Source organism: Kitasatospora sp. NPDC114501, assembly GCF_055633695.1.
Genome location: NZ_JBVKDS010000025.1, coordinates 40,439 through 53,492 on the forward strand (window position 1 = coordinate 40,439; position 13,054 = coordinate 53,492).

General features: G+C 75.5%; 11 protein-coding genes. 6 read left to right on the forward strand and 5 right to left on the reverse strand.

The features are described 5' to 3' along the window. Positions 1 to 37 precede the first annotated feature (37 nt). Complete coding sequence (locus ACZ7RU_RS34705; RefSeq protein ID WP_470344975.1) at positions 38 to 637, forward strand: TIGR03086 family metal-binding protein; 600 nt, start codon at positions 38 to 40, stop codon at positions 635 to 637. A gap of 63 nt (positions 638 to 700) precedes the next feature. Here the strand turns inward: ACZ7RU_RS34705 and ACZ7RU_RS34710 are convergent, their stop codons facing one another. Together ACZ7RU_RS34710 and ACZ7RU_RS34715 are read right to left on the reverse strand one after the other, a co-directional pair. Then, entirely contained in the window at positions 701 to 1,168 is a 468-nt protein-coding gene (locus tag ACZ7RU_RS34710; RefSeq protein ID WP_470344976.1) for a (2Fe-2S)-binding protein, read from the reverse strand. Between the two features lie 15 nt (positions 1,169 to 1,183). Beyond that, positions 1,184 to 3,598, reverse strand: coding sequence for a xanthine dehydrogenase family protein molybdopterin-binding subunit (locus ACZ7RU_RS34715; RefSeq protein WP_470344977.1), 2,415 nt, complete (start codon positions 3,596 to 3,598; stop codon positions 1,184 to 1,186). 538 nt (positions 3,599 to 4,136) lie between these two features. Between ACZ7RU_RS34715 and ACZ7RU_RS34720 the strand changes: the two genes are divergently transcribed. After that, a complete protein-coding gene (locus tag ACZ7RU_RS34720) occupies positions 4,137 to 5,399 on the forward strand; it encodes an MFS transporter (RefSeq protein WP_470344978.1) in 1,263 nt (420 codons plus the stop codon). Between the two features lie 157 nt (positions 5,400 to 5,556). Next, positions 5,557 to 6,369, forward strand: coding sequence for a Mut7-C RNAse domain-containing protein (locus tag ACZ7RU_RS34725; protein WP_470344979.1), 813 nt, complete (start codon positions 5,557 to 5,559; stop codon positions 6,367 to 6,369). 79 nt (positions 6,370 to 6,448) lie between these two features. On the opposite strand, the gene ACZ7RU_RS34730 is transcribed toward ACZ7RU_RS34725, so the two are convergent. Continuing rightward, entirely contained in the window at positions 6,449 to 7,528 is a 1,080-nt protein-coding gene (locus tag ACZ7RU_RS34730) for a restriction endonuclease (protein WP_470344980.1), read from the reverse strand. A gap of 121 nt (positions 7,529 to 7,649) precedes the next feature. After that, a complete protein-coding gene (locus ACZ7RU_RS34735; RefSeq protein WP_470344981.1) occupies positions 7,650 to 8,465 on the reverse strand; it encodes a hypothetical protein in 816 nt (271 codons plus the stop codon). A gap of 120 nt (positions 8,466 to 8,585) precedes the next feature. On the opposite strand from ACZ7RU_RS34735, the gene ACZ7RU_RS34740 reads away from it, so the two are divergent. Further along, complete coding sequence (locus ACZ7RU_RS34740) at positions 8,586 to 9,086, forward strand: inorganic diphosphatase (protein ID WP_470345013.1); 501 nt, start codon at positions 8,586 to 8,588, stop codon at positions 9,084 to 9,086. A 62-nt stretch (positions 9,087 to 9,148) separates the two neighbouring features. Here ACZ7RU_RS34740 and ACZ7RU_RS34745 read toward each other — a convergent pair whose 3' ends face one another. Beyond that, the gene (locus ACZ7RU_RS34745) at positions 9,149 to 10,417 is read right to left on the reverse strand and encodes a pyroglutamyl peptidase (protein WP_470344982.1); all 1,269 of its coding nucleotides are present in this window, start codon (positions 10,415 to 10,417) and stop codon (positions 9,149 to 9,151) included. 69 nt (positions 10,418 to 10,486) lie between these two features. Between ACZ7RU_RS34745 and ACZ7RU_RS34750 the strand changes: the two genes are divergently transcribed. Then, positions 10,487 to 11,680, forward strand: coding sequence for a cytochrome P450 family protein (locus tag ACZ7RU_RS34750; RefSeq protein WP_470344983.1), 1,194 nt, complete (start codon positions 10,487 to 10,489; stop codon positions 11,678 to 11,680). Positions 11,681 to 11,893: 213 nt separating this feature from the next. Further along, a complete protein-coding gene (locus ACZ7RU_RS34755; RefSeq protein ID WP_470344984.1) occupies positions 11,894 to 12,940 on the forward strand; it encodes a TerD family protein in 1,047 nt (348 codons plus the stop codon). Positions 12,941 to 13,054 lie beyond the last annotated feature (114 nt).

Here is a 13,054-nt window from a genome sequence, read left to right on the forward strand (position 1 = left end):
CGCTCCCGCACCGGGACCCCGTACCGAGAGGTGTGCCATGACCGCAGCGGAAGACCCGATCGGGCTGCTCGCCCGGGCCCTGGCGCAGACCGCCGGGCTGATCGACGGAACCGGCGTCGAGCTGGCCGGCCACCCGACGCCCTGCCGCTCCTGGGACGTCGGTGACCTGGTCAGCCACCTCCTGTACGACCTGCGGCAGTTCACCGTACGGGCGAAGGGCGGGCAGCCGGACTGGTCGCAGCCCTTCGACCGGGTGGAGGAGGACTGGCTGCACGCCTTCGAGGCCGGGGCCGAGGAACTGGTCGACGCCTGGCGGGCGGCCGGTGACCTCGGCGGCACCCTGGAGGTGCCCGGCCTCGGCACCCTGCCGGCCCGCTTCCCGGTGGACCAGCAGACCGCCGAATTCGCGGTCCACGGCTGGGACCTGGCCCGCGCCACCGGCCAGTCCACCGAGGGCCTGGACCACGAGGTCGCACTCGCCGCGCTGGCCTGGGCCGAGGGTGCGCTCAAGCCCGAGTACCGCGGCGCCGAGGAGGACCGGCACGCCTTCGGCCCCGCCGTCGCCGTGCCCGAGGACGCCCCGGCGTACGACCGGCTCGCCGCGTTCTTCGGCCGCGACCCCCGGGACGCGCCGTAGGTCCCGTTCTCGGATCAGCGGGCGGACCGGACGGCGAGGCCGGCCGGCGTTGCCGCGCGAGGGTCAGTGCTTGGTGGCCTGCCGGGTGGCGGCCTGCTTGATCGCCTCGCGGATGCGCGGGTAGGTGCCGCAGCGGCAGATGTTCTGGATCTGGTCGATGTCCGCGTCCGTCGGGTCCGGGGTGCGGCGCAGCAGGGCGACGGCGGTCATGATCTGGCCCGGCTGGCAGAAGCCGCACTGGGCGACGTCGCAGGCGATCCAGGCCTCCTGGACCGGGTGCAGGTCCTCGCCGTCGGCCAGGCCCTCGATGGTGGTGACGGTGTGGCCCGCGCAGTCCTTGACGGACCGGGTGCAGGGCTGGAACTCCCGGCCGTCCAGGTGGCTGGTGCAGGCGCGGCAGACGCCCACCCCGCAGCCGTACTTGGGGCCGGTGACGCCGAGCTTGTCGCGCAGGACCCAGAGCAGCGGCATGTCGTCCGGGGCCTCGACGGTGACGGGCCGCCCGTTGAGGACGAAGGTGTGGGTGGGCATGGGGGTCGGGGTTCCTCAGAAGTCGATCGGGAAGGAGCGCGGGCTGGTGCCGGTCGCCCGGGCGTAGGCGTTGGCGACGGCGGCGGAGGCGGCCGGGACGCCCACCTCGCCCGCGCCGCCGGGCGGTCCGCTCGGCGGCATCAGGTGGATCTCGACCACCGGCGGGGTGTGCCGCTGCCGGGCGTAGTGGAAGTCGCCGTAGCTGCCCTCCCGGAAGGCGCCGTTGTCGAGGTGGTTGCCGGCCTGGAGGATCACCGAGATGCCGTCGACCAGCGCGCCGGTCAGCTGGGCCTCCAGGCCCCTGGGGTTGATCACCCGGCCGACGTCGGCGACGATGACGGCCTTGGTCACCCGGGGGTCGGCCCGGTCGGTGGCGTCCAGCTCGACCAGGTAGCCGACGCAGGTGCTGTGCTCGTCGTGGTAGCCGATGCCCTGGGCCTGGCCACGGGGCATCGGGCGGCCCCAGCCGCCCCGCCGGGCGAGCTCGTCCAGCACCGCCCGGCCGGCGGCGCCGCGCATCCGGGCGCGGCGGAAGGCCAGCTCGTCCTCGCCCATCCGGCGGGCGAGTTCGTCCATCATGATCTCGTCGGAGACCCGGACGGTGCCCGAGTAGACCGAGCGCCAGCTGCCGGTGTTCAGCTCCAGCGGCAGTTCGGCGAGCAGCTGGGTGGGCACCCCGACGTCGTACGGGATCTTCTCGGTGAGCAGGAAGAACAGTTCGGAGGCGGTGAGCCCGGCCAGTGGGAGGTTGTAGCCGGCGGCGGTGAGCATGTCGCCGAGGCCGTGGCCGAGGTCGGTCCGGACGCCGGCCACGTGGTGCTCCCAGCTGAACACCCGGCCGAGGCCGTAGGTGGCCCGGACGAGGTGGTGGCTGGCCGGGCGGACCCGGCCGTGGCGCATGTCGTCGCCGCGGGTCCACATCAGCTTGACCGGGCGGCCGGCGGCCTTGGAGACCTGGGCGGCCTCCAGGGCGGCGTCGAAGAACAGCCGACGGCCGAACGAGCCGCCGCCGCGCACCACGTGGACGGTGACGGCGTTCTCCGGCAGGCCGAGTTCGGCGGCGATGGCGCCCTGGGCGAGGATCGGGCTCTGCGCGGCGAACCACACCTCGGCCCGGTTCGGCCGGACGTCGGCGACGGCGGTGAGCACCTCCATCGGGGCGTGGTTGACGAAGGCGAAGTCGAACTCCCCCTCCACCCGGTGGGCGAGCAGCGGCGGCGGGAGCGACGGCCGCTGGGCGGCGCGCAGGAGGGACCGTACGTCGGCGTCGGACAGGTGAGCGACCGGGCCCGGGTTCCAGGTGGTGCGCAGCGCGTCGCGGGCCTTGAGCGCCTGGTCGAAGGTCTCGGCCAGGACGGCGACGCCGCTCGGGATCCGCACCACGCCGAGGACTCCGGGCATCGCGCGGGCGGCGGAGGCGTCCAGGGACCTGAGCGTGCCGTTGACGGTGGTCGGGCGGGCGACCACGGTGGGCACGGCGCCCGGGATCCTCAGGTCCCCGGCGTACTGGGCGCGGCCGGTGACGATGTCGCGGGCGTCGATCCGGCCGGTCGGCCGGCCCACCAGGCGCATCCGGTCGGGGTTCTTGGGGATGGCCGGGACGGCGGGGGCGGTGACGCCGGCCGCCTCGGCGGCGAGGTCGCCGTAGCCGAGGCGGCGGCCGTCGGGGGCGAGGACGGCGGAGTCGGCGGTGCGCAGGGTGGTCGCGGGAACGTTCCAGCGCTCGGCGGCGGCGGTCACCAGCCGGGCCCGGGCGGCGGCGGCCGCGGCGCGCACCGGGTCGTACAGCGAGCGGATCGAGTTGGAGCCGCCGGTCAGCTGGTTGAAGAGCAGTTCGGGGCGGGCGTCGGAGAGCGGGACGTCGACGTCGGAGAGCCGGGCGTCGAGCTCCTCGGCGACGATCACGGCGATCGCGGTGGTGAGGCCCTGGCCGACCTCCAGCCGGGGCAGGTGGAGGACGGTGCGGCCGGCGGGGGTGACTTCGAGGACCAGCAGGTGCGCGGTCGGCAGCCCGGCGATGATCATCGCGTCGCCGAGGTCGACGATGTCCGGGATGCCGGGCAGGCCGACCAACTGCTGGGGGAGGGCGGTCTCGTGGACCGGCCCGGCGCCCGCGGGGGGAGTGGGGGGAGCGGGGACGGCGGCCTGTGCGGCGGCGGGCGCGGCGGTGTCGACGCCGAGGCCGGCGGCGACGGTGAGGGTGGGCGCGGCCAGCAGGTAGGTGAGGAAGCGCCGGCGGCGGGGGCCGCCGTCCGGGAGGGCGTGGGTGCGCGGGTGTCCGGGGTCGCCCGGCTGGCCGGTGGAGTCCGAGGGGGCGATGGAGGTGCTGATGGGAGGACACCCTTCGAGCCGGAGACGGCGACGGAACGGGCGGCCGGGGCGGCCGGGGCGGCCCCGGCCCGGTGCCGGGTCGCGAACGCCGTTGAGCATAGGAGCGCGCTACAGACGGGTCAACACGGTCAAAGCGGGCCCCGGGGCTGCCCGATCACGGTTTCGCGCGGGCCGGCGGAGGCCGATTCGGAGCGGGTACGGACGGTGCTTCGCAGGCGCGGGCGAGGCCGGTGCGGGACCGCCCCGAAGGGCTCGGAGGCGCCAACTGACGCTCCTCGCACGCGGGTTCAGCGGTCGGTCGGCGGTACGGCGGCGCCGTGGATTGGCCCAGGGAATTCCTTGATCACTGGACCGGTCCACTGGGCCGGTCCACCCGTAGGGTGAGGGGCGCACCGGAACCGGCCGTCGCGGAGACCGACTCCGCGCGCCGCCCGTCCGGGCGCAGCGAACAAGGGTGACGGTCCGTGAGGACGTTTACGGCGGTGGACGCGTGCGGGTGACGGACCGTGAGGACGTTCACGGCCGTGGGCCCGCGCGGGTGACGGACCGTGAGAACGTTCACGGCCGTGGGCCCGCGCGGGTGACCGTCCGTCCGGGTCCGGCGGGTGATTCCCCGCGAACGAGTGAAGGAGAATCAGTGCCGACCGACCGAGCCGCCCGTTGGGGCGCCCTGCCGCCCGCCGGGCCCCAGCGAACCCTCGCGGCCGCCCAGTTGGCCGCCGCCGTCGGCGACGGCGCCTACTACACCTGCTCCGCGCTCTACTTCACCCGGGTGGTCGGGATGTCGCCGACCGCCCTCGGGCTCGGCCTCACCCTCGCCTGGGCGCTCGGCTCCCTCGCCGGCGTCCCGCTCGGCTCGCTCGCCGACCGGCGCGGCCCGCGCCGCACCTCGGTGGCGCTCGCGCTCGGCACGGCGGCCGTGGTCGCCGCCTTCCTGGTGATCCGCTCCTACCCGCTGTTCCTGCTCGCGGTCTGCCTCTACGCCACCGCGCAGTCCGGCCTCACCGCAGCCCGGCAGGCGCTGGTCGCCGCCCTGGTGCCGCCCGCGCAGCGGACCGCGCTGCTCGCCCACATCCAGTCGACCCTCAACGGCGGACTGGCCGTCGGCGCGGCGATCGGCGGCATCGCGCTCAGCGTCGGCACCCGTACCGCCTACCTGGCCGCCTTCGCCGTCACCGCGCTCGGCTTCCTGATCGGCGCGCTGGTCCTGCGGCGGCTGCCCGAAGCCCCGCCCGCGGCAGGGCCGTCGGACGCCGGGCCGCGCCTCGCCGTGCTGCGCGACCGCCGGTACGCCGCCGTCACCGCCGTCAACGCCGTCCTGCTGCTGCGGATGCCGCTGCTCAGCCTGATCATCCCGCTCTGGATCGCCGCCCGCGCCCCCGGGATCGGCTGGCTCGGCTCGGCGCTGTTCGTGCTCAACACCCTCGCGGTGCTGGCCTTCCAGGTCCGGGCGGCGCGCGGCATCACCGGCCTGGACCCGGCCGCCCGGGCGGTGCGCTCCGCCGGGCTGCTGCTGCTCGGCTCCTGCGCCGTCTTCGGACTGTCCGCACTGGACGTGCCGGTGTGGGCGGTCGGCGCGCTGCTGGTCGCCGCCTCCGTCCTGCAGGTGGCCGGGGAGATGCGGCAGTCCGCCGGCAGCTGGCAGATCGCCTTCGACCTTGCCCCGCCCGGGCGGATCGGCCAGTACCAGGGCTTCTTCGGCACCGGTGTCGCCGTCGCCCGCACCCTCGGGCCGCTGCTGCTCACCGCGCTGCTGCTGGAAGGGGGCCTGGCCGGCTGGCTGGTCCTGGGCGGGGTGTTCCTCGTGGCGGGGTACGCGATGGGGCCGGTCGCCCGCTGGGCGGCGCGGGACCGCGGTCACGCCGTGTCACCGTCGGCGCGAGTGGCCGCGGGCGCCTGACCGCGGGCCTCGCGACGGTGCGACGGCGGAAGCCGGCGTGGCGGCCGGGTCGTCGCGGTGGCGGGCACGGCGGTGGCGGGCATCGGGTGGCGGGCACGGCGGTGGCGGGCCGGAAACCGGGTGGCCCCGGCCCGCCGCCCGCTGGCATGCTGGCCGCGTGGACCGACCCCAGATCTCGCTCGACTTCGCCCCCGAGCTGCACCTCTTCGTCTCCGCGCCCCGGCGGGCCGGCCGCACCGCGCTGCGCACCGACGGCACCTCCACCCTCGGCCACGTCGTCGAGTCCCTGGGCGTCCCGCTCACCGAGGTCGGCGCGCTGCTGGTGGACGGCCGGGCCGTGCCCGACACCCACGTCCCGGCCGACGGCGAGGAGATCGCCGTCCGGGCCGTGGCCAGGCCGCAGCCCTCGCCCGTCCCGGCGCGGTTCCTGCTGGACGTCCACCTCGGCACCCTCGCCCGCCGGCTGCGCCTGCTCGGCGTGGACGCCGCGTACGAGAACCCCGACATCGGCGACGCCGCCCTGGCCGCCCGCTCGGCCGCCGAACAGCGGATCATGCTCTCCCGCGACCGCGGCCTGCTGCGCCGCCGCGAACTGTGGGCCGGCGCCTACGTCTACAGCCACCGCCCCGCCGAGCAACTGCGCGACGTGCTCTCCCGTTTCGCGCCGCCGCTCGCCCCCTGGAGCCGCTGCACCACCTGCAACGGCATCCTGCTCCCGGCCACCAAGACCTCGGTGCGCGAGCAGCTGCGGGACGGCACCGAGCGCTCCTACGACGCCTTCGCCCGGTGCACCGACTGCGGCCAGGCCTACTGGCGCGGTGCCCACCACGCCCGGCTGGAGGCGATCGTCACCGAGGCGGTGCGCGACTTCGGTGGCGGGACGGGCGCGACGGCCGGGCCTGGCGGGGCCGGCGCGACGGGCCAGGAGTCCGGGGACGGCCAGGACCGGATCGAGGCCGTCTCCGGGTAGCGCACTCCGGCGGACGGCCCGTCGTCGTAGCACACCAGGTCCGTCGTACGGGGCGCCCGGCCCGGGCGCCCCGCCCCCGTCAGGCGTCCACGACCTCCAGCCCGTACGCGATTACGGCCTGGCGCAGCCCGCCCGGGTACCCGGCGAGCGCCGGGGTGAACTCCCAGTCCCCGGACGGCTCGCGGTCGAACCGGCCGAGCCGCATCGCGGTGTTGGTCTCCGCGCCGTCCGCCAGGTGCACCACGGCCGCGTCCTGCCCGGAGCCGGCTTCCAGGATCAGCGCGGGCCCGGCGAACCCGCCCATGGTGGCCTCCGGGTGGTTCTCGGTGTCGGCGGCGGCGATGACGACCAGCCGGTCGACCTCGGCGGGCAGCGCGTCGAAGTCGACCATCAGACAGGCGTTCGCGTCGCCGTAGCCGGTCACCAGCCGCACCGAACCGTCGGGCGTCGAACCGTTGTTGTAGAACACCAGGTGGTCGTCGGAGAGCGCCACGTTCCCCGTGCAGACCAGGGCGGCGATGTCGTACTCCTCCTCCCCGGTCCAGTGCAGCAGCAGCCGGGACGGCTCGGCGGCCACCTCGATCGCGGGCAGCCCGTCCAGGCCGGCGGCCCCGGGGGCCCCGTCCTCGGCGTCCGCGTCCGCGAAGACCTCGTGGAAGCCGTGGTGCTTGAGCAGCCCGACCAGCTCGGCGCCGTTGAGCAGGGTGATCGGCTTGCCCGCGACGAACTGGTGCGAACTGGGGCCGAACCTGCTGGTGGTGACCAGGACGGCCTTGGTCGCGGCCTGGTCGTGCCGCAGCGTCCCGTACAGGTCCCGCACCGCGGAGGGCGCCACCGTGTCCCGGTACCGCTTCACCTGCACGATGACGTTCCCGCCGCGGAACGGGTCCGGGTCGATGCCGCGGACGTCCACCCCGCCGTCCCGCGACCGGGCGGTCAGCTCGACCTTCATGCCCATCGCCTCCATCAGCCGGGCGATCAGACCCTCGAACTCGACCGGGTCCATCGCCAGCAGCAGCTGGAGTTCGCGGACGCGCCTGGCCATCCGGCCGCGGTTGGCGTTGGTGTCGTCGCGCAGGTGCCGGAACAGCGCGCGCTGGGCGCGGCGTTCGTCGGTGTCGGGGTTGCTGAGGCGGTGGAGCTTCCGGCTCCGGGACATGGGCGTGCCCCCTCTTGCGTGGTGACGGTTGTTGCAGGCGTCACCGTAGGGGAATCGTGGACGAAGAACTGTCGGGCCGTCAGTTCGCCGCACAATCGAGACCTGGGACGATGCGCGGCCGCTACGGCGCCCGCAGGTCCAGGGTCCAGGCGTGGGTGGTGTAGGCACCCATCCGGGTCGGGTGGCGTTCCACCAGGTTGACGGTGAGGCGGTCGGCGGTGCGGTGCAGCGAGCCGCTGAAGCGCGGCCGGTCCTCCGGGGCCAGCGGGAGCAGTTCGGCCAGCACGGCGTCGTCCAGGTCCCGGTCGACCGCGCGCAGCACGCCCGCGTCCAGCACCAGCAGGGTGCCGTCCGGCAGCACCAGTGGCGCCGGGGTCTGCGGGTCGGTGAGCCGCGGGCCGGGCTCGATCCGGCCGCCGGGCAGCAGGCGGACCACCCGGCTCCCGGTGGGGTGGCGGCGGTCCGTCTCGACCACCCGCAGGCCGCTGCCGACCACGTAGTGGCCGTAGCTTCGCCAGGAGTCGACCAGGGCGCCGTCCCGGTCGTACGCCCAGGTGTCGAAGGTGTCGTAGCCCTCCAGGCCGAGCACGAAGCGGCCGCCGCCGAGCGCCGCGCCGCGCTCGCCGCGCAGCTCGGCGACGGTGCGGCCGTCGGCGAGGTCCAGCAGCATGGCCGGGCCGAGGTGGCCCCAGGCGGTGTACTCGAAGGAGTCGGTGGTGACCAGCGCCCGTCCGGAGGACAGGTGCGCCGCGTTCGGACGGCCCGGGCAGGACCGCCGCCAGCGGACGCCGCCGGTGGCGTCGACGCGGACGAGTCCGCCGTCCCGGACGTGCAGTTCCACCCCGTCCCGGCGGGCCAGCGGCCCCTCCGGGAGCCCCTGCGGCCGACCGCCCCCGCGGCGACGTTGGTCCAGGACAGTGACCCGCCAGCTCCCCATGGGCGGGATGCTAGTGGAGCCGGCTGAACGGCGGGGGTGCTTTCGGTGACCGCCCGGACGGCGGACAATCCCCGCAGAAGCCGAGGAGGAGCCGAGGAGGAGGCCGCGGTGGAGTTCGAGGTGGAGTTCGAGGTCATGATCGAGACCCCGCAGGGGTCGCGGAACAAGTACGTGATGGACTTCGTCGCGGGCCGGATCCGGCTGGACCGCACCCTCTTCACGGCCACCGCCTACCCCACCGACTACGGCTACGTCGAGGGCACCCTCGGCGGCGACGGCGAGCCGCTGGACGCCCTGGTGCTCGGCGGCGAGCCGGTCGTCCCCGGCTGCGTGCTGACCTGCCGGGCGGTCGGCCTGTGGGTGATGCGCGACGAGCGCGGCCCGGACCAGAAGGTGCTCTGCGTCCCGGCCCGCGACCCGCGCTACGCGGACCTGCGGGACATCGGCGACCTGCGCGAGTTCGACCTGCTGGAGATCACCCACTTCTTCCAGGTGTACAAGGACCTGGAGCGCGGCAAGTCCGTCGAGGGCTCGCACTGGGCGGGCCGCGACGCCGCCTACGCCGAGATCGCCGAGTCGCGCGCCCGCGCGGCGGGCACCCGCTACGCCGACCCGGCGTAGCGGGCGCCGAGGTCCCGGCCGGGCCGTCGTTGCTGCTCGGCCCGCCGTAGCCGGCCGGGCCGTCAGAGCCGGGCGGTGATCAGGATCGCCCGCACCTCGTCGCCGATCGCGGCCTCGTTCCGCTCGAACTCCGGGGCGGTGAGCAGGTTCGGGTCGGACGGCAGGCCGGTCAGCACCGGGGTGTGCAGATGGCCGCCGGGCAGGTCCGGGGCGAGGAACGCGCGCAGCCGGTTGGAGCGGTAGGCGACCTCGTTGGAGAGGTACCCGCCGCCGCCACCGGCGACCGCGCGGGAGCCGGGGGTGGGGCCGTCCGGCCGGAAGACCGGGGCGGTGGCGCCCGCCGGGATCTCGGTGACGAAGGCGTTGACCAGCACCGGGAAGGGCTGCTGGACGGCCGTCATGGCGTCGGTCGGCAGTGTGGTGCGGATGAACTGCGGGCCGGGGCCCAGCCCGGGGGCGTCCACCGGGTGCAGGGAGGTGCCGCCGGAGAGCGCGGCCGCGTTGTCGGTGGCCGGGTCGGCGGAGCGGGCGCGCCCGGCCCACTGCTCCAGGGTGAACTTGCCCGGGTAGCCCTGGCTGATGCTGGTGATCAGGTCGGCGGACTGCCGGCCCGGCCGCAGGTGCGGGGTGAAGGCGCGCTCCACGATGCCGTCGTCGAAGTCCCGGTAGCGCACCGGCAGCACGACCGCCCGGACCTCGGCGGTTCTGCCGTCGGCGAGCGTGATCCGCTGCCCGTGCAGCTGCAGGACGGCCGAGCCGGACGGGTTGGCGCGGCGCGGCTCGGCGTCCAGGCCGAACGGGTCGAAACCGCTGACGAAGATCCGCCGGACGCCGGGGGCGGCGCTGAAACCGTCGTCCAGACCGCGCGAGGCGTCCTCGAAGCGGGCCCGCAGCGCGGCGTGGTCGACATCGAACCGGGGCTGCCAGCGCGCCAGTTGAACGGTCATGGCGAGCCTGGTCCAGTACAGCGGGCGGTCGTCCCGGGCGGGCAGGTCGCCGCTCGGCCGCCGGCCCTGGGCGCGGTCCAGGCCGGCCTGCCAGAGCGTCCGGCCCCAGGCGGCCACCGCCCGCTCGGCCTGCCGGGCGTTGCGGGCGGCGCACAGGGCGGCGGGGAAGGCCCCGGGCAGCTCGCCCAGGCCGGCGCGCTCGGTGAAGCCGGCCGTACGGGTGTCCCGGAGGCGGGCCTGCTCGGCGTCCAGCGGGACGGTGGCGGAGGTGCGGCAGCCGGCCGGGGCGGCCGGGGCGGCCTGGGCGGCGGCCGGGGCCAGCAGGGCGGCGAGCGTTCCGGTGAGGGCGGCGGCCAGACCGGCGGCGCGGCGTAGACATGTCATGTCCGCTGACAATAGGTCCGGACCTGACGGCACGCCAGGGTGCCCGCGCGGTGCCCGTAGGCTGGGCCGGTGACCTCGCCCGACCTCTCCCTGAAATCCCTGATCGCCGACCCGTACGGCGGCTACACCCGGCTGCGCGCCGACGCCCCGGTCCACCGGGTCGTCGGCCCGGACGGCCTGCCGTTCTGGCTGGTGACCCGCTACGCCGACGTCCGCCAGGCGCTCGCCGACCCCCGGCTCGCCCTCGACAAGGCGCACGCCGCGCCCGGCAACTACCGGGGCTTCGCGCTGCCGCCCGCGCTGGACGCCAACCTGCTCAACATGGACCCGCCGGACCACACCCGGATCCGCCGGCTGGTCTCCCAGGCCTTCACTCCGCGCCGGGTCGCCGCACTGCGCGGGCCGATCGAGAAGGTCGCCGAGCAACTGCTCGACGCCATCGAGCCGCTCGGCCGCGCCGACCTGCTCGCGACCTACGCCGCGCCGCTGCCGATCACCGTCATCTGCGACCTGCTCGGCGTCCCCGAGGACGACCGGCACGACTTCCGCGCCTGGACCGACTCCCTGATCACCCCCGACCCCGACCGCCCCGAGGCGGCCGGGGCCGCCGTCAAGGCGATGCTCGGCTTCTTCACCGGCCTGATCGAGCGCAAGCGCACCGAACCCGGCGACGACCTGCTCTCCGACCTGATCGCCGCCCGGGACGACCAGGAGGGCGGCGGACGCCTCAGCGAGGACGAGCTGACCTCCCTCGCCTTCCTGATCCTCTTCGCCGGCTACGAGAACACCGTCCACCTGATCGCCAACGCCGTCCTGGCCCTGCTCACCCACCCCGGGCAGCTGGCCGCCCTGCGCGCCGAACCGGAGCTGATCGGCGGAGCGGTCGAGGAGTTCGCCCGCTTCGACGGCCCCGCCCCGCTGGCCATCCGGCGCTTCCCGCGCGAGGACCTCGCCATCGGCGGCGTCACCGTCCCGGCGGGGGAGACCGTGCTGCTCGCGCTCGGCTCCGCCAACCGCGACCCCGAGCAGTTCACCGACCCCGACCGGCTCGACCTGCACCGCCGGGAGACCGGCCACCTCGCCCTCGGGCACGGCATCCACTACTGCCTGGGCGCGCCGCTCGCCCGGATGGAGACCGCCCTCGCGCTCACCGCGCTGCTGCGCCGCTTCCCCGGCCTCGCCCTGGACGTGCCGGTCGAGCGGCTGCGCCACCGGCCCACGCTGCGCGCCCGGGGGCTGCTGGAGCTGCCCGTCCGGTACTGAGACCGGTGCCGAGAGGGTCGCCGAGGGGTGCCCGGGTCGTCGGACCGGGGCGCCCCTCGGGGTCTTCCGGTGCCGGTCGGGCGGGGTTGCGCCGCTGGTGGGACGGTGTTCCGCGATGACGGAAATCCGGCGGTTCGCCCGGGAACCGATGCGAGTTCTACAGCGTTGTCGAGGTTGAAACAGCGGTACTCGTACGGTGGTGGAGGAAGTTCCATGAGCGTGGCCCTGACGAAGGGCGGCAACGTCTCCCTGGGCAGGCAGGCCCCCGGGCTACAGGTGGTCCGGGTGGGCCTCGGCTGGACGGCCGGGGCCGGGTACGACCTGGACGCCAGCGCGCTGCTCTGCGGGGCGGACGGGAAGGTCGCCTCGGACCAGCACTTCGTCTTCTTCAACAACCTGAGGAGCCCGGACGGCTCGGTCCGCCACCAGGGCGCGGCCGGCGGCGCCGACCGCGAGCAGATCGAGGTCCGGCTCGCGGAGGTCCCCGCCGGGGTGGAGCGGATCGTGTTCGCGGTGGCGATCTACGACGCGGCGCGGCGGCGGCAGTCCTTCGGACAGGTCCGAGGTGCCCACATCCGGGTCGTCGACCCGGACGGCGGCGCCGAGGTGGCCCGGTACGACGTGGCGCCGGAGGCCGGCAGCGAGACGGCGATGGTGTTCGGCGAGCTGTACCGGCACGGCGCGGACTGGAAGTTCCGGGCGGTCGGGCAGGGGTACGCCGCGGGGCTCGCGGGCATCGCCGCCGACTTCGGGGTGGACGTCCTGCAACCGGCGCCCGCCGCCGCCCCGCCCGCTCCGCCCGCCCCGCTCGCACCGGCGAAGCCTCCGGTCGCGCCGCCGGTGCCCGCCGTACCGCCCGCCGCTACACCCGCCGTTCCGACGGCCTGGCCCGGATCAGGGAGTTCCCCCGTGACGTGTTTCTTCGACCCCTCGCACGGCGCCGGCACCACGGCGGTGCTCTGGTCCCCGCAGTGGGGCGCGCCGCGCCAGATCGAGGCCTGCGCGGCCTGCGCCCAGCGGGTGCAGACCACCGTCCCGCCGTTCTACACCCCGGTGCAGGCCGGCTACCCGCAGCCGGTCCAGCAGGGCCAGCCGCAGGCACCCGGCCAGCAGGCCCAGGGCGGGCGGCGCTTCGGCACCGGCGCGCTGATCGGAGCCGGCGCGGCCGGCCTGGTCGGCGGTGCGCTGCTGAACGAGGCCTTCGACGACGACCCGCAGGTGGTCGTCAACAACTACTACGAGGACGACGGCTTCTTCTAGGCCGTCCGGCTACGACCCCGGAAGGGCCGTCGGGGGTGCCCCCGGCGGCCCGAACCGTCGGTGCGGTGCGCTTGAATGCCTCGGAGCACCGTTCCGACCGGGGGAGACGTACCG